This is a genomic window from Pseudomonas sp. 2957, from assembly GCF_031456345.1.
Classification (GTDB): Bacteria; Pseudomonadota; Gammaproteobacteria; order Pseudomonadales; family Pseudomonadaceae; genus Aquipseudomonas; species Aquipseudomonas siliginis.
This window is the reverse complement of record NZ_JAVDUL010000002.1, coordinates 234,429-250,112: the sequence shown is the minus strand read 5'-3', so window position 1 is coordinate 250,112 and position 15,684 is coordinate 234,429. Positions and strand designations below refer to the sequence as shown.

The 15,684-nt window shown below is 62.0% G+C and carries 8 protein-coding genes; 7 read left to right on the top strand and 1 reads right to left on the bottom strand.

Translation table 11 applies throughout. The features are described from left to right. Nucleotides 1-104 precede the first annotated feature (104 nt). The 7 genes from J2Y39_RS06755 (at nucleotide 105) to J2Y39_RS06725 (ending at nucleotide 15,073) form a co-directional block, all read left to right on the top strand. Nucleotides 105-1,877: a type I secretion system permease/ATPase gene (locus J2Y39_RS06755; protein WP_252867671.1), complete on the top strand. Its 1,773-nt coding sequence runs from the start codon at nucleotides 105-107 to the stop codon at nucleotides 1,875-1,877. Further along, entirely contained in the window at nucleotides 1,874-3,223 is a 1,350-nt protein-coding gene (locus tag J2Y39_RS06750; RefSeq protein ID WP_310216165.1) for an HlyD family type I secretion periplasmic adaptor subunit, read from the top strand. Before J2Y39_RS06755 ends, J2Y39_RS06750 begins: the two co-directional genes overlap by 4 nt. Nucleotides 3,224-3,225: 2 nt before the next feature. Next, nucleotides 3,226-4,596 carry a TolC family outer membrane protein gene (locus J2Y39_RS06745; RefSeq protein WP_310216163.1) on the top strand — a complete coding sequence of 457 codons (1,371 nt, stop codon included), beginning with the start codon at nucleotides 3,226-3,228 and terminating at the stop codon, nucleotides 4,594-4,596. 362 nt (nucleotides 4,597-4,958) lie between these two features. Further along, nucleotides 4,959-7,904 carry an autotransporter domain-containing protein gene (locus J2Y39_RS06740; protein WP_409037401.1) on the top strand — a complete coding sequence of 982 codons (2,946 nt, stop codon included), beginning with the start codon at nucleotides 4,959-4,961 and terminating at the stop codon, nucleotides 7,902-7,904. Nucleotides 7,905-8,093: 189 nt separating this feature from the next. Then, entirely contained in the window at nucleotides 8,094-11,171 is a 3,078-nt protein-coding gene (locus J2Y39_RS06735; RefSeq protein WP_310216156.1) for an autotransporter domain-containing protein, read from the top strand. 57 nt (nucleotides 11,172-11,228) lie between these two features. Beyond that, entirely contained in the window at nucleotides 11,229-12,917 is a 1,689-nt protein-coding gene (locus J2Y39_RS06730) for a polyurethanase (RefSeq protein ID WP_310216153.1), read from the top strand. A 302-nt stretch (nucleotides 12,918-13,219) separates the two neighbouring features. Further along, on the top strand, nucleotides 13,220-15,073 hold the full coding sequence (locus J2Y39_RS06725; RefSeq protein ID WP_310217322.1) for a polyurethanase: 1,854 nt from the start codon (nucleotides 13,220-13,222) through the stop codon (nucleotides 15,071-15,073). Nucleotides 15,074-15,280: 207 nt separating this feature from the next. Here J2Y39_RS06725 and J2Y39_RS06720 read toward each other — a convergent pair whose 3' ends face one another. Then, nucleotides 15,281-15,505, bottom strand: a complete 225-nt coding sequence (locus J2Y39_RS06720; protein ID WP_016774830.1) for a YgdI/YgdR family lipoprotein — start codon at nucleotides 15,503-15,505, stop codon at nucleotides 15,281-15,283. Nucleotides 15,506-15,684: the final 179 nt, after the last annotated feature.

The window sequence follows — 15,684 nt, the reverse complement described above, 5'->3', positions numbered from 1 at the left end:
TTATGAAATTGTAAGCACTACTTGCAAATGATCTTTGGCAGGTACGCGAAATATCAATGGAATGCTCGTCCGCACCGACGAGACTATGAACTCAGGAAGAATCAATGAAGATGGCGAAGTCTCCGGCCGCTCCGTTAATCAAGGCATTGGGCGACTATAAAAGCATTCTGATCAGCGTCGGTTGTTTCACCGCGTTGATCAACGTGCTGATGCTGGTGCCGTCGATCTACATGCTGCAAGTTTACGATCGGGTGCTGTCGTCACAGAACGAAACCACTCTGGCGATGCTGTCGTTGATGGTGGTCGGGTTCTTCGCCTTCATCGGCCTGCTGGAAGTGATCCGCAGCTTTATCGTCATCCGCATCGGCAGCCAATTGGAGCGGCGCTTCAATCTGCGCGTCTATCAGGCCGCGTTCGAGCGCAACCTGTTCAAGGGCGAGGGTAACGCCGGGCAGTCGCTGGGCGACCTGACCCACATTCGCCAGTTCGTCACCGGCCCGGCGCTGTTCGCCTTCTTCGATGCGCCGTGGTTCCCGGTCTATCTGTTTGTCATTTACCTGTTCAACGTCTGGCTCGGCGTGCTGGCCACGGCGGGCGCGCTGTTGTTGATCGCGCTGGCGTGCCTCAACGAATACATGACCAAAAAACCGCTGGGCGAAGCCGCCGGTTTTTCCCAGCAGTCGAGTCAGTTGGCTACCAGTCACTTGCACAACGCCGAAACCATTCAGGCGATGGGCATGCTCGGCTCGCTGCGCAAGCGCTGGTTCGGGGTGCATTCGCGGTTTCTCGGCTTGCAGAACCAGGCCAGCGACACCGGCGCGGTGATCAGTTCGCTGAGCAAAACCCTGCGCCTGTGCCTGCAATCGTTGGTGCTGGGCCTGGGCGCGTTGCTGGTGATCAAGGGCGACATGACGGCGGGGATGATGATCGCCGGTTCGATCCTGATGGGACGCGTGCTGAGCCCGATCGATCAGTTGATCGCCGTTTGGAAGCAGTGGAGCGGGGCGAAGCTGGCTTACCGGCGCCTTGATGCGCTGTTGCAGGCGTTTCCGCCTAGCGACGAGGCGATGGCACTGCCGGCACCGAAAGGCCAGATCAGCTTCGAGCAAGTCAGCGCCGGCCCGCCGGGGCAGCGTGCGGCCACTTTGCACATGGTCAATTTCAATCTGAGTGCTGGCGAAGTGCTCGGCGTGCTCGGCGCGTCTGGTTCCGGCAAGTCGACGCTGGCTCGAGTGCTGGTCGGCGTGTGGCCGGTTCTGGGCGGCACGGTGCGCCTCGACGGTGCCGATATTCACCGCTGGAACCGCGACCAGCTTGGTCCCTACATCGGTTACCTGCCGCAAGACATCGAATTGTTCAGCGGCAGCATCGCGGAGAACATCGCGCGCTTCAGCGAAGCCGACCCGCAAAAAGTCGTCACCGCCGCGCAACAGGCCGGTGTCCACGAGATGATCCTGCGCCTGCCGCAAGGTTACGACACGCAACTGGGCGAGGACGGCAGCGGCTTGTCCGGTGGCCAGAAACAGCGCGTGGCCCTGGCCCGCGCGCTATATGGCACGCCGAGTCTGGTGGTGCTCGATGAACCCAATTCCAACCTCGACACCGTCGGCGAAGCCGCTCTGGCCAGCGCCATTGCGCAACTCAAGGCGCAAGGCACCACGGTGATTCTGGTCACCCATCGTTCTTCGGTGCTGGCTCAGGCTGACAAATTGCTCGTGCTCAACGATGGTCGTTTGCAGGCGTTCGGCCCGAGTCAGGATGTGCTCAAGGCACTTTCCGGCCAGCACGAACAGCAACGCGAAAAAGCCGCACAAACACCGGGCGGGCTCAGCATGAGCCGGCAGTATCAGCCCTCGACAAGGAATTCGGGTGTATGAGCAGCGCCAGCATGAACACTGAAAACGAAGCGAACATGGAACACGCCTACCTCACCGAGCGCCCGGAGCGTGATGCGAAATTCTTCGCGCGCATGGGCTGGATTCTGGCCATCGTCGGCGCTGGCAGTTTCTTCACCTGGGCGGCACTGGCGCCGCTGGATCAGGGCATTCCGGTGCAGGGCACGGTGGTGGTCTCGGGCAAGCGCAAGGCCGTGCAGTCGATGAGCAGCGGCGTGGTCAGCCGGATTCTGGTGCGCGAAGGCGAGATCGTGAAGCAGGGCCAGCCGTTGTTCCGCCTTGATCAGACGCAGGTCGCCGCCGACGTGCAATCGCTGCAGGCGCAGTACCGCATGGCTTGGGCCAGCCTGGCGCGTTGGCAAGCCGAGCGCGACAACCTCAAGCAAGTGACCTTTCCGGCCGAGCTGAGCAACGACCCGGACCCGCGCCTGGCGCTCGTGCTGGAAGGCCAGCGGCAACTGTTCAGCAGCCGCCGCGAAGCGTTCTCCCGGGAACAAGCGGCACTGCGCGCCAATATCGAAGGCGCCACTGCACAACTGGCCGGCATGCGCCGCGCGCGCAGCGACCTCAATGCTCAGGCCAGTTCCTTGCAGCAACAGTTGAGCAACTTGCAACCGCTGGCCGACAACGGCTACATCCCGCGCAACCGCTTGATGGACTACCAGCGGCAACTGTCGCAAGTGCAGCAGCAACTGGCGGAAAACACCGGCGAAAGCGGGCGCGTGGAGCAGGGCATCCTTGAATCGCGCCTGAAGTTGCAGCAGCACGGCGAGGAATACCAGAAGGAAGTGCGTACGCAACTGGCCGATGCGCAGTTGAAAAGCGTAACCCTGTCCGAGCAATTGACCTCCGCCGGTTTCGACCTGCAACACAGCGAGATCCTCGCCACCGCCGATGGCGTGGCAGTCAACCTCGGTGTGCACACCGAAGGCGCTGTGGTGCGTCAGGGCGAAACCCTGCTGGAGATCGTTCCGCAAGGCACCACCCTGGAAGTGGAGGGGCACTTGCCGGTCAACCTGATCGACAAGGTCGGCGCGCATCTGCCAGTGGACATTCTGTTTACCGCGTTCAACCAGAGCAAAACCCCGCGCGTGCCCGGCGCAGTCAGCCTGATCTCCGCCGACCAGATGGTCGATGAGAAAACCGGCGTGCCGTATTACGTGTTGCGCAGCAGCGTCAGCGATCAGGCCATGGAAAAGCTCAACGGCCTGGTGATCAAGCCCGGTATGCCGGCGGAAATGTTCGTGCGCACCGGTGAGCGTTCACTTCTCAACTATTTGTTCAAACCGCTGCTCGATCGCGCCGGTTCTGCGTTGACCGAGGAATAAGGATGTTCGGCTGTATGAATAAGCTTTCAATGCTGGGGGCGGCAATGATGCTGCTCGCGAGTCACTCGGCAGTCGCGGCCATGGGGCCGTTTGAGATCTACGAGCAGGCATTGCGCAACGATCCGGTGTTTCTCGGTGCAATCAAGGAACGCGATGCTGGCCTGGAAAACCGCGCGATTGGCCGCGCCGGGCTGCTGCCACGGATCGGCTACACCTACAACAAGGGCCGCAACTCGTCCAAGGCGACGTCTCTGGATGATCGCGCGCGCAACCGCACCGATGAGCGCAACTACAACAGTTACGGCTCGGCGCTGACGGTGCAGCAACCGCTGCTCGATTACGAGGCTTACGCGGCGTATCGCAAAGGCGTGGCGCAGTCGTTGTTCGCCGACGAAGCGTTTCGCGGCAAGAGTCAGGAACTGTTGGTGCGCGTGCTGGATAACTACACCAAAGCCTTGTTCGCCCAGGACCAGATCGACATCGCCCAGGCGAAGAAGAAGGCCTACGAACAGCAGTTCCAGCAGAACGAACACATGTTCAAGCAGGGCGAGGGCACGCGTACCGATATTCTCGAAGCCGAGTCGCGCTATGAGCTGGCGACTGCCGAGGAAATCGAAGCGCGCAACGAGCAGGATGCCGCCTTGCGTGAGCTCGGGGCGCTGGTCGGCGTGCCGGCAGTGGACATCGGCGATCTGGCGCCGCTTGGTAAGCAATTTCAGACCTTCACCCTGCAACCGGCCAACTTCGACACCTGGCATGAACTGGCGATCAGCAACAACCCGAACCTCGCTTCGCAGCGTCAGGCCGTGGAAGTTGCGCGCTATGAAGTCGAACGCAACCGCGCCGGACATCTGCCGAAAGTAAGCGCCTATGCCTCGATGCGCGACAACGAGTCCGAAAGCGGCAACACCTATAACCAGCGCTACGAAACCAACACCATCGGCCTTGAAGTCAGCGTGCCGCTGTACGCCGGCGGCGGGGTGTCGGCCTCGACACGGCAGGCCAGCCGCACCATGGAGCAGGCCGAATACGAACTGGATGGCAAAACCCGCGAAACCTTGATCGAACTGCGCCGCCAGTTCAGCGCCTGCCTGTCCGGGGTGAGCAAATTGCGCGCTTATCAGAAGGCCCTGAAGTCGGCCGAGGCGCTGGTGGTCTCGACCCGACAAAGCATTCTGGGCGGCGAACGTACCAATCTCGATGCGTTGAACGCCGAGCAGCAACTGTTCACCACCCGCCGGGATTTGGCCCAGGCACGCTACGACTACCTGATGGCCTGGACCAAATTGCATTACTACGCCGGGACGCTGAATGAGCAGGATCTGGCGCGGGTGGACGAAGCATTTGTGGTCGCGCAACAGCCCTCACCCTAACCCTCTCCCAGAGGGAGAGGGGACCGATCCGGGGAGATTGGCGAGATGCACCGACTTGAACGAGCTGTGCTGAATCCGTAATCGACTGGTTTTCCAGGTCGCTGAATAACTGAAGACAACACGGTCGGCTCCCTCCCCCTTTGGGAGAGGGCTGGGGTGAGGGGACCGATCCGGGAAGGTTGGCGAGATGCACCGATTTGAACGAGCTGTGCTGAATCCGTAATCGACTGGTTTTCCAGGTCGCTGAATAACTGAAGACAACACGGTCGGCTCCCTCTCCCTTTGGGAGAGGGCTGGGGTGAGGGGAACAGGCGACATCGCTATCAGCCCTGAACAAAACAACAAAAACGAGAATGATGACCATGGACGTACGCATCAAACCGATTTCGCTCGGCACGCTATTGCTGGTGACCTCGGCAACGCAGGCGCAATACCTGGAACCCGGCCAGCCCGGCAATCCGGCCAGTTGGCGCAGCGCCGAGTTCTTGCGCGACTGGGGCCTGGAACGCATGCAGGCCGATCAGGCCTACGCAGCCGGCATCACCGGCAAGGGCGTGAAAATCGGCGCGCTCGATTCCGGTTTCGATGCCGCCCACCCCGAATTCTCCGCCGACCGTTATCACCCGGTAACCGCCAGCGGCAGCTACGTCGATGGCTCAGCGTTCAACGTCGACGGCACGCTCAACCCCAACAACGATTCCCACGGCACCCACGTGGTCGGCACCATGGGCGCCGCCCGTGATGGCAGCGGCATGCACGGGGTGGCGTACAACGCGCAAATCTACGTCGGCAACACCAACAAGAACGACAGTTTCCTCTTCGGCCCCGGCCCTGATCCGCGTTATTTCAAAGCGGTCTACGACAGCCTCGCCGATGCCGGGGTGCGGGCGATCAACAACAGTTGGGGCAGTCAGCCGCCGGATGTCAGTTACCGCACCCTCGCGGATCTGCATGCCGCCTACGCACAGCACTGGAACAAGGGCACCTGGCTCGACGCCGCTGCCGATGTTTCCCGGCGCGGCGTGATCAATGTCTTCAGCGCCGGCAACAGCGGCTACCCGAATGCCAGCGTACGTTCGGCGCTGCCGTACTTTCAGCCGGATCTGGAAGGTCACTGGCTGGCGGTGTCCGGGCTCGATCAGAGCAATCAGCAGAAATACAACCAGTGCGGCATCGCTAAATACTGGTGCATCACCACACCAGGGGCGAAGATCGACAGCACCATTCCCGGTGGCGGTTATGCGATCAAGTCCGGTACCTCGATGGCGGCACCGCACGCGACCGGCGCCCTGGCACTGGTGATGGAGCGTTATCCGTACATGACCAACCAGCAGACGCTCGAGGTGCTGCTGACCACCGCTACGCAACTCGATGGCTCGGTCACAGACGCACCGAACGAGCGGGTCGGCTGGGGCGTCGCCAACCTCAACCGGGCAATGCGCGGGCCGGGGCAATTGCTAGGTGCGTTCGACGCGAATCTGGGGGCAGGGCAGCGCGATGTCTGGAGCAATGACATCTCTGACAAGGCGCTGCTCCAGCGCCAGCGCGAAGACCTCGCCGAGCACAGCGCCTGGCAGCAAACCCTACAGGACAAAGGCTGGGAGAACGGTGTCCCGGCCGGCGCCAGTCAGCAGGACCAGACCGATTACGCCGTCGGCATGCTGCGTGATGCGGCAGCGGCAAACCGGGTGTATGAGGGCAGCCTGATCAAGTCTGGAGCCGGGCAATTGCTGCTCAGTGGCGCAAACACCTATCGCGGTCCGACTACCGTCAACGGCGGTCTGCTGACCGTCAACGGTTCGCTGACCTCAGCGGTCACCGTCAACGACAGCGGCACCCTCGGCGGCTCCGGACGCATCGGCGCGTTGACCGCCAACAGCGGCGGCCGGGTTGCACCGGGCAATTCCATCGGCACCTTGAACGTCGCTGGTGATGTGACACTCGCCCCAGGCTCGACTTACGCCGTCGAGCTATCGCCCACCAGCAGTGACCGCATCGTTGCCGGTGGCACGGCAACCGTCAGCGGCGCCAGCGTCAGCCTGGCGCTGGAAAACAGCCCGACCTTGCTCAGCAGCGCCGAAGCGCAAAGCCTGCTCGGTCGCCAGTACAACATCCTGCAAGCGGCCGGCGGCGTGCAGGGGCAGTTCGCTGCAGTAGTGCCGAACTACCTGTTCATCGGCGGCGCCCTCGACTACGCCGCAAGCGGCATCCAGCTGAATATCCAGCGCAATGCCACAAGCTTCGCCAGCGTCGGGCAAACGCCGAACCAGCGTTCGGTGGCCGCTGCAGTTGAAGGTCTGGGCGCCGGCAATTCGGTTTACGAAAGTGTGCTTCGTGCACCGACTCAAGCCTCGGCCCAGCAAGCCTTCCAGCAACTGAGCGGCGAGATTTACCCAGCGCTGGGGACAATGCTGATCAACGACAGCCGCCAGTTGCGTGATGCGGTCGGCGAGCGGCTGCACGATGAATCGGCGACACGCAGCAATGGCTGGATCAAAGCACTCGGCGCCTGGGGCAGTACCGATTCGGGCCACGACACGGCGGGCTACAACACCTCGATCGGCGGCCTGCTGGCCGGTGTCGACGGCGCGCTGGACGAGCAGACCCGCATCGGTCTGGTCACTGGCTACAGCGACAGCTCCTTGAGCATGGGCTCGGGCACGCATTCTTCGGCGAAAGTCGACAGCTATCACCTTGGTGCTTACGCCGGGCACGACATCGGCGCCTGGCGCTTGAGCACTGGCGCGGCCTACAGCTGGCATCGCGGCGATGTGAAACGCGATCTGCAATACGACGAGGTCAGCGCCAAGCAGAAAGCCAAAGTTGACGCGACCACCACCCAAGTCTTCGGCGAAGCGGCGTATCGCTTGCAGCTGCAAACGTTGGCGCTGGAACCGTTCGCCAACCTGACCTACCTGCATCTGGACACCGAAGGCTTCACCGAAAAGGGCGATGCCGCTGCGCTCAAAAGCTCTGGAGATCGACGCGATGTGGCGCTGAGCACCTTGGGCGTGCGGGCGAGCAAAACCTTCAACCTTTCGAACCAGCAAGCGCTGGACGTCAGCGCGCGTCTCGGCTGGCAGCACAGCCTCAGCGATATCGAATCAGAGCAGCATTTGCGTTTTGCCAGCGGCGGCACGCCGTATTCCGTGGAAAGCTCGGCGCTGGTACGCGATGCCGCACTGGTCGGCGTGCAGGCCAGTCTGGCCTTGAGCAAGGACGTGCGGGTCAACCTCGATTACAACGGCCAACTGGCCAGCCGCGAGCAGCTGCATGGCGTTGGCCTGAGCCTGAACTGGCAGTTCTGATTGCATGTGTTTGAGTCACCGTGGCGAGGGGATTTATCCCCGCTCGACTGCGCAGCAGTCGCAAAACCTGTGTTTACGTAGGTTGGAAAAATTCCTGGGGGTCGCTTCGCAACCCAACGGGGATGAATCCCCTCGCCACAACTATTGAAACAACCGGATTTTTCGCAACATCACTAAGGAAGGTCGTGGATGGATAACAATAATACCCCCGCGCAATCGGGTGGCCGCTTTGCCCTGAAAACCCTGACAGTCGCCATGCTCTGTGCCAGTGCGATGGCGCAGGCAGCGCCTTACGTTGAGAACGGCCGCAGCGGCGACCCGTCGAGCTGGCGCAGCAATGAATTCAAGGCTGACTGGGGCTTGGGCGCGATCGGCGCGGATTACGCCTACGCCGCCGGCTACACCGGCAAAGGCGTGAAGCTGGGCATCTTCGATCAGCCGGTCTACGCCGCACATCCGGAGTTCTCCGGCAGCAACAAAGTCGTCACCCTGGTCACCAGCGGCATTCGCGAATACACCGACCCGTACATCCCGGTAAAGGCCGGCGATGCGTTCCTCTATGACGGTTCACCCTCGGTCGGCTCCAACGGCAAGCTCGGCGCCCATGGCACGCACGTCGGCGGCATCGCGGCGGGCAGTCGCGACGGCGGGGTGATGCACGGTGTTGCATTCGGTGCGCAGATCATCAGCGCCGATAACGGCGACCCAGGCCCGGAAGACGGCATCGTGCGCGGCAACGATGGTGCGGTGTACAAGGCCGGTTGGGATGCGCTGATCGCCAGCGGGGCGCGGATCATCAACAACAGCTGGGGCATCGGCATCACCGACCGCTTCGACCTCGGCGGCCGCGATCCGGCGTATCCGCACTTCACCGTCAACGACGCGCAATTGCAATTCAACGAAATCCGCACGCTGCTCGGCACCAAACCCGGCGGCGCTTACGACGGCGCCATCGCCGCCGCTCGCAGCGGCATCGTCACCATTTTTGCCGCCGGCAACGATTACAACCTGAACAATCCCGACGCCATTGCCGGCCTGGGTTATTTCGTCCCGGACATCGCGCCGAACTGGATCACCGTCGCCGCGTTGCAGCAGAACCCGGACACCGCCAGCGCCAATCCGTACGTGATCAGCACGTTTTCCTCGCGCTGCGGCTATACGGCGAGTTACTGCGTCTCGGCGCCGGGCACCAAGATTTATAGCTCGATCATCGAAGGCACCAACGCCGGCAACCTGACCACCAGCTACGCCAATTACAACGGCACCTCGATGGCGGCGCCGCATGTCGCTGGTTCCATTGCCGTACTGATGGAGCGTTTTCCGTACATGAGCGGCGACCAGGTCGCCAGCGTGTTGCGCACCACTGCGACCGACCTCGGTGCGCCGGGCATCGACGCCTTGTACGGTTGGGGCATGATCAACCTGCGCAAGGCCATCGACGGCCCGGCGATGTTCGTGACCGAGCAGGACATTCCCGAAGAATTCCGCGTGCAGGGCGCTTACGGGTCCGGCCAGTTCGTGGCTGACTTGCCGGGCATCGGTGCGATCATCGATCAGGGCAAACCCACCGAACGCGTGTGCATCGATATCACGTGCGGCCTCGACACCTGGCGCAACGACATCGGCGGCCACGGCGGTCTGACCAAGCAAGGCATCGGCACCCTGGTGCTGACCGGCAATAACACTTACAGCGGCCCGACCCTGGTCAATCAGGGTCGACTGGCCATCAACGGTTCGCTGCAATCGGCGGTCACTGTCAACAATGGCGGCATCCTCGGCGGCAATGGCCGCATCGGCGCGCTGGCAGTGAACAGCGGCGGTACGGTGGCGCCGGGCAACTCCATCGGCACCTTGAACGTCGCCGGTGACGTGACCTTCGCGCCGGGTTCGACCTACGCCGTAGAGCTGTCGCCAACCAGCAGCGATCAGATCGTTGCGGGCGGCAAAGCCATCATCGACGGCGCCACGGTGAGCCTGTCGCTGGAAAACAGCCCGACCTTGCTCAGCACCGGCGAAGTGCAAAGCCTGCTCGGCACCCGCTACAACATCCTGCAAGCGGCAGGTGGCATTGAAGGGCGCTTCGGTCAGGTCTTGCCGAATTACGCCTTCCTTGGCGGAACACTGGATTACTCGGCGGGCGGCATTCAGCTGGCGGTGGGACGCAATGAGGCATCGTTCGCCAGCGTCGGTCTGACGCCGAACCAGCGCGCCGTCGGTGCCGCCGCCGAACGTCTGGGGGCGGGCAATGCGCTGTTCGAAACCCTGTTGCTGTCGCCCAACGCGGCGTCGGCGCAGCAGGCCTTTCAACAGTTGTCCGGCGAGATTCACCCGGCCATCGGCACGCTGCTGATCAACGACAGCCGCTACCTGCGCGAAGCCGTCGGCGAGCGCCTGCGTGAGCGTGATCTGTTCAACGCCGATGCGCCGACTGATGATCGCAGCAACGTCTGGGTCAAGGTCCTCGGCTCGTGGGGCGAGAGTGACGGCGGACACGACAATGCCGATTCCAACAGCTCCATCGGTGGGCTGCTGGCCGGTGTCGACGGTCTGATTGCTGAAGATACCCGTCTCGGTTTCGTCACAGGTTACAGCGACAGTTCGTTGAGCATGGGCAGCGGCACGCATTCGTCGGCGTCGGTCGACAGCTACCACTTGGGTGCGTATCTGGGCCATGAAATCGACGCGTTGCGCCTGACCGTCGGCGGCGCCTACAGCTGGCATCGCATCGACGTCAAACGTGATCTGCAGTTCGGCGACGTCAGCGGCAAACAGAAAACCAAACGTGACGCGACCACCGCGCAAGTGTTCACCGAGGCCGCATACGATCTGGGCCTGCAACCGATGAACCTGGAGCCGTTCGCCAATCTGTCCTACGTGCACCTCAACACCGACAGCTTCACCGAGAAGGGTGACGCTGCCGCGCTCAAGGGTGGTGAAGACAACCGCGACGTGGTGCTGTCGACCCTCGGCGTGCGCGCCAAGCGCAGCTTCGCTGTGTCGGACAAGCATCAGCTGGAACTGGGCGCAAGCCTCGGCTGGCAGCACAACCTGAGCAGCGTCGATGCCGACAGCCATCTGGCCTTCGCCAACGGCAATAGCGCGTTCACCGTGCAGAGCGTGTCGATGGATCGTGACGCTGCCGTGGTCGGAGTGCGCGCCGGGCTGGCGCTCAATCGCGACGTGCGGGTCAACCTCGACTACAACGGCCTGATCGGCTCGAACGAGAGGGATCACGGCGTCGGTCTGACCCTCGACTGGCAGTTCTGAGGCGTAACCGGCAGCGCTTCTGGGCTGCCGGTTTTTCAAGGAAAAGGAGCGCTGCACATGGGATTGTTCGATTACAAAAATGCCGACGGCAAAGGGGTGTACAGCGACGCCATCGCACTGACGCTGTATGCCTACACGCCCACCGGCAAACCATTGCCGGCCACGGCGTGGGCACCGGTCACGGCGACGGCGCTGGGCTATCAGGGCAAGGTCGGCGTGCAAGGCACGTTCTTCGGGGAACAGGATGGCTTCACCAGCGCCGAGGCCGAAGTGCTCGGCAAGTACGACGCCGCTGGCAAGTTGATCGGCCTTGGCATTGCCTTTCGCGGCACCGGCGGGCTGGGTTACAGCGACACTTTCGGTGATCTGAAAAACAATCTGCTCGCGGCGGTCGGGCCTTCGGATTACGCGAGCAACTACGCGAAAAACGCGTTCGACAATCTGCTCAAGGCCGTCGCCGCTTTCGCGATCGCCACCGGCATTGCCGCCAAGGACGTGCTGATCAGCGGCCATAGCCTCGGTGGGCTCGGGGTCAACAGCGTCGCCGAATTGAGCGGGGACAACTGGGGCGGCTTCTACAAGGATGCCAATTACATCGCCTTCGCCTCGCCGACCCAGAGCAACTCCGGCAACCAGGTGCTCAATATCGGTTTCGAAAACGATCCGGTATTCCGCGTGCTTGACGGCACCACATTCAGCACGGCGTCGATGGGCAAGCACGACAAGCCGCACGAATCGACCACCGACAACCTCGTCAACTTCACCGATAACTACGCTTCCACGGCGCAGAACCTGGTGCCGTTCAGCATCGCCAACCCGCTGAACTGGTCGGCGCACAGTTCACTGGGCTACGCCGATGGCTTGAATCGGGTGATCGATTCGGCGTTCTACAACCTGACCGAGCGCGACTCGACAATCATCGTCGCCAATCTCGACGAGGCATCGCGGAGCAAGACCTGGGTCGAGGACCTGGGCCGCAGCGGCGAGCCGCACAGCGGCAGCACCTTCATCATCGGCACGCAGAGCAGCGACTGGCTCAAGGGCGGGGCGGGTAACGACTTTCTTGAAGGGCTGGGCGGCGACGACCGTTTTCGTGATGACGGCGGCTACAACGTCATTTTCGGCGGGCAGGGCCATAACACCTTCGAACTGCAGAAACCGTTGCAGAACTTCAGCTTCGCTAACGACGGCGACGGCACGCTGTACGTGCGCGACGCCTACGGCGGCATCAGCCTGACCCGTGACATCGGCGCGCTGGTCAGTAAAGAGGCCGGTTCGTGGTGGGGCAGCAAGGAGATCACCTGGGGCGTCACCGCCAAGGGCCTGAGCAACGGCAGCGAACTGACCCAGTACAACCATTCGCTCAGCGGTGATGGCTACGGCAATGCCTTGCATGCCACGGCCGATGGCGACTGGCTGTTCGGGCTTGGTGGTGATGATCAACTGATCAGCGACAAGTCGCAGGTGACTTTTGTGGGTGGCGCCGGCAACGACGTGATGACGGCGGTGGGTGGCCACAACACCTTCCTGTTCAGCGGCGCGTTTGGTTTCGATGCGATCAATGGTTATCAAGGCAGCGACAAACTGCTGTTCATGGGCGTCGCGGGCGCGGGACAGGGTTATGACTACAAGCAGCATGCCGCGCAGTCCGGCGCTGATACCGTGCTGAAGGTCGGCGATTTTGCCGTGACGCTGATTGGCGTCGGCGTGACTGACCTGACGGACTCGAGTTTCGTCTTTGCCTGATTCCGAAGGTGCAGGAGATCTCATTGTGGGAGCGAGCCTGCTCGCGAAAACGGTGGGTCAGGCGATTGTGATGTTGAATGTGCTGCCGCCTTCGCGAGCAGGCTCGCTCCCACAGGTACGGCGTACACATGATCGTCCCACGCTCTGCGTGGGAACGCAGCCGGGGACGCTCTGCGTCCCACAAGATCGCAGCCTTCGGCAGCTCCTACAGAGGATGTGCAAGATGTAACGAATGCTCCAGAGCCTCGCGCTCTGGCTGTGAGCTATCTCTGACAATTCCAACAACAAGAGAGGCAATGGCAATGGGTGTATACGACTACAAGAACTTCGGCACAGCCGATTCCGCGGCGCTGTTCAGTGATGCTATGGCGATCACGCTGTATTCCTATCACAACCTCGATAACGGCTTCGCCGCCGGTTATCAGCACAACGGCTTCGGCCTTGGCCTGCCGGCGACACTGGTCACCGCACTGATTGGCGGCACCGATTCGCAAGGGGTGATCCCCGGTATCCCGTGGAATCCCGACTCGGAAAAACTCGCCCTCGATGCCGTGAAAAAGGCTGGCTGGACGCCCATCACCGCTGCGCAATTGGGCTACGACGGCAAGACCGATGCACGCGGGACGTTCTTCGGCGAGAAGGCCGGCTACACCAGCGCGCAAGTGGAAATCCTCGGCAAGTACGACGCTCAGGGTCACCTCACCGAACTGGGTATCGCCTTTCGCGGCACCAGCGGCCCGCGCGAAATCCTCATTGGTGATTCGATTGGCGACGTGATCAACGATCTGCTCGCAGCGTTCGGCCCGGCCGATTACGCAAAAAACTACGTCGGCGAAGCTTTCGGCAATCTGCTCAACGATGTCGTCGCATTCGCCCGGGCCAACGGCCTCAGCGGCAAGGACGTGCTGGTCAGCGGCCACAGCCTGGGCGGTCTGGCGGTGAACAGCATGGCTGACTTGAGCGCTGGCAAGTGGGGCGGTTTCTTCGCCGATTCCAACTACATCGCCTACGCCTCACCGACGCAGAGCAGCGGCGACAAGGTGCTGAATATCGGCTACGAAAACGACCCGGTGTTTCGCGCCCTCGACGGTTCGACCTTCAGCAGTGCCTCGGTGGGTGTGCACGACGCGCCGCATGCCTCGACCACCGACAACATCGTCAGTTTCAACGATCACTACGCCTCGAACGCCTGGAACGTGCTGCCGTATTCGATCCTGAATGTCCCGACCTGGATTTCGCACCTGCCCACTGGCTACGGCGACGGCATGACCCGCGTGCTGGAGTCGAAGTTCTACGACCTGACCAGCCGCGACTCGACGATCATCGTCGCCAACCTCTCCGACCCGGCGCGGGCCAACACTTGGGTACAGGACCTCAACCGTAACGCCGAAACCCACAAGGGCAGCACGTTCATTATTGGCAGTGACGGCAGTGACCTGATTCAGGGCGGCAGCGGCAATGACTATCTGGAGGGCGGCGCCGGCAACGATAGCTTCCGCGACAACGGCGGCTACAACGTCATTCTGGGCGGGCAGGGCAACAACACGCTCGACTTGCAGCAAACAGTGAAGAACTTTGATTTCGCCAACGACGGTGCCGGCAACCTGTACATCCGCGATGCCAACGGCGGGATCAGCATTACCCGCGACATCGGCAGCATTGTCAGCAAAGAGCCGGGTTTTCTCTGGGGCGTGTTCAAGGACGACGTGTTGCACAGCGTCACGGCCACGGGGCTGAAAGTCGACAGCAACCTCACCGCTTATGAGTCGAGCATGAAAGGGACGGTTGCCAATGACATGCTCAAGGCGCATGCGGGCGGCGATTGGCTGTTTGGCCTTGAGGGCAATGATCATTTGCTCGGCGGCGCGGGCAATGATGTGTTTGTCGGCGGCGCTGGCAATGACCTGCTGGAATCGGGCGGCGGGGCGGATACGTTTCTGTTCCACGGCGCGTTCGGCCAGGATCGGGTCGTTGGCTATACGGCCGATGACAAACTGGTGTTTCTCGGCGTACAGGGTGTGTTGCCGGGGGATGATTTCCGTGCCCACGCGTCGGCGGTCGGGCAGGATACCGTGCTGACATTTGGTGGGGATTCGGTGACGTTGGTGGGGGTGGCGCTGGGGAGTTTGAGCGACGACGGGGTGGTTATCGCCTGAGGTTGATGCGGGGCCTGTGCCGGCCCCTTCGCGAGCAGGCTCGCTCCCACAGGGGATTTGTGAACGACGCAGATCCAGTGTGTGATCGTTCCCACGCTCCGCGTGGGAATGCAGCCCGGGACGCTCTGCGTCCCACTCAAGAGCCGAACGCGGAGCGTCCGTGGAGGCATTCCTTTGCTGCGCATGGGAACGATCATTCAGGCCAAGTCAGTCTTCCTTGCGAACGGTCGCGACTTCATCGGCGCGAACCTTGACCTTGGCGCCGGAAATATCCTCGAACTCATAGAAACCGTCCTCGGTCTCGGTCTTTGGCATGTCCTCGGTCAGGTACTGGGTGCCGTTCTGCAACGTCACCACGGTCTGGGTCGAACAGCCGCCCAGCGCCAACAGGGCTGCGACCGCTACAGGAATGCCCAGCATCTTGATTTTCATACCCACCTCTGACTCCTTGCTTGAATGTGATTGCGGGCATTGTCGGCCCTGTAACGCGGTTGGTGCCAGCAGCGGCGGAAAAGTTCGATGGCGGCGCGAAAAAATGCCATTGATCTTTTTCCGTTTGCGCCGGGCAGGGCTGAGCTGTTATCTGTACGCATAACCAGTGTTCGCTTGCC

What these genes read in the sequence shown, in the direction of transcription:
- J2Y39_RS06755 (WP_252867671.1), top strand. Translation starts at nt 105, where the DNA reads ATGAAGATGGCGAAGTCTCCGGCCGCTCCGTTAATCAAGGCATTGGGC.
- J2Y39_RS06750 (WP_310216165.1), top strand. Translation starts at nt 1,874, where the DNA reads ATGAGCAGCGCCAGCATGAACACTGAAAACGAAGCGAACATGGAACAC.
- J2Y39_RS06745 (WP_310216163.1), top strand. Translation starts at nt 3,226, where the DNA reads ATGTTCGGCTGTATGAATAAGCTTTCAATGCTGGGGGCGGCAATGATG.
- J2Y39_RS06740 (WP_409037401.1), top strand. Translation starts at nt 4,959, where the DNA reads ATGGACGTACGCATCAAACCGATTTCGCTCGGCACGCTATTGCTGGTG.
- J2Y39_RS06735 (WP_310216156.1), top strand. Translation starts at nt 8,094, where the DNA reads ATGGATAACAATAATACCCCCGCGCAATCGGGTGGCCGCTTTGCCCTG.
- J2Y39_RS06730 (WP_310216153.1), top strand. Translation starts at nt 11,229, where the DNA reads ATGGGATTGTTCGATTACAAAAATGCCGACGGCAAAGGGGTGTACAGC.
- J2Y39_RS06725 (WP_310217322.1), top strand. Translation starts at nt 13,220, where the DNA reads ATGGGTGTATACGACTACAAGAACTTCGGCACAGCCGATTCCGCGGCG.
- J2Y39_RS06720 (WP_016774830.1), bottom strand. Translation starts at nt 15,505, where the DNA reads ATGAAAATCAAGATGCTGGGCATTCCTGTAGCGGTCGCAGCCCTGTTG.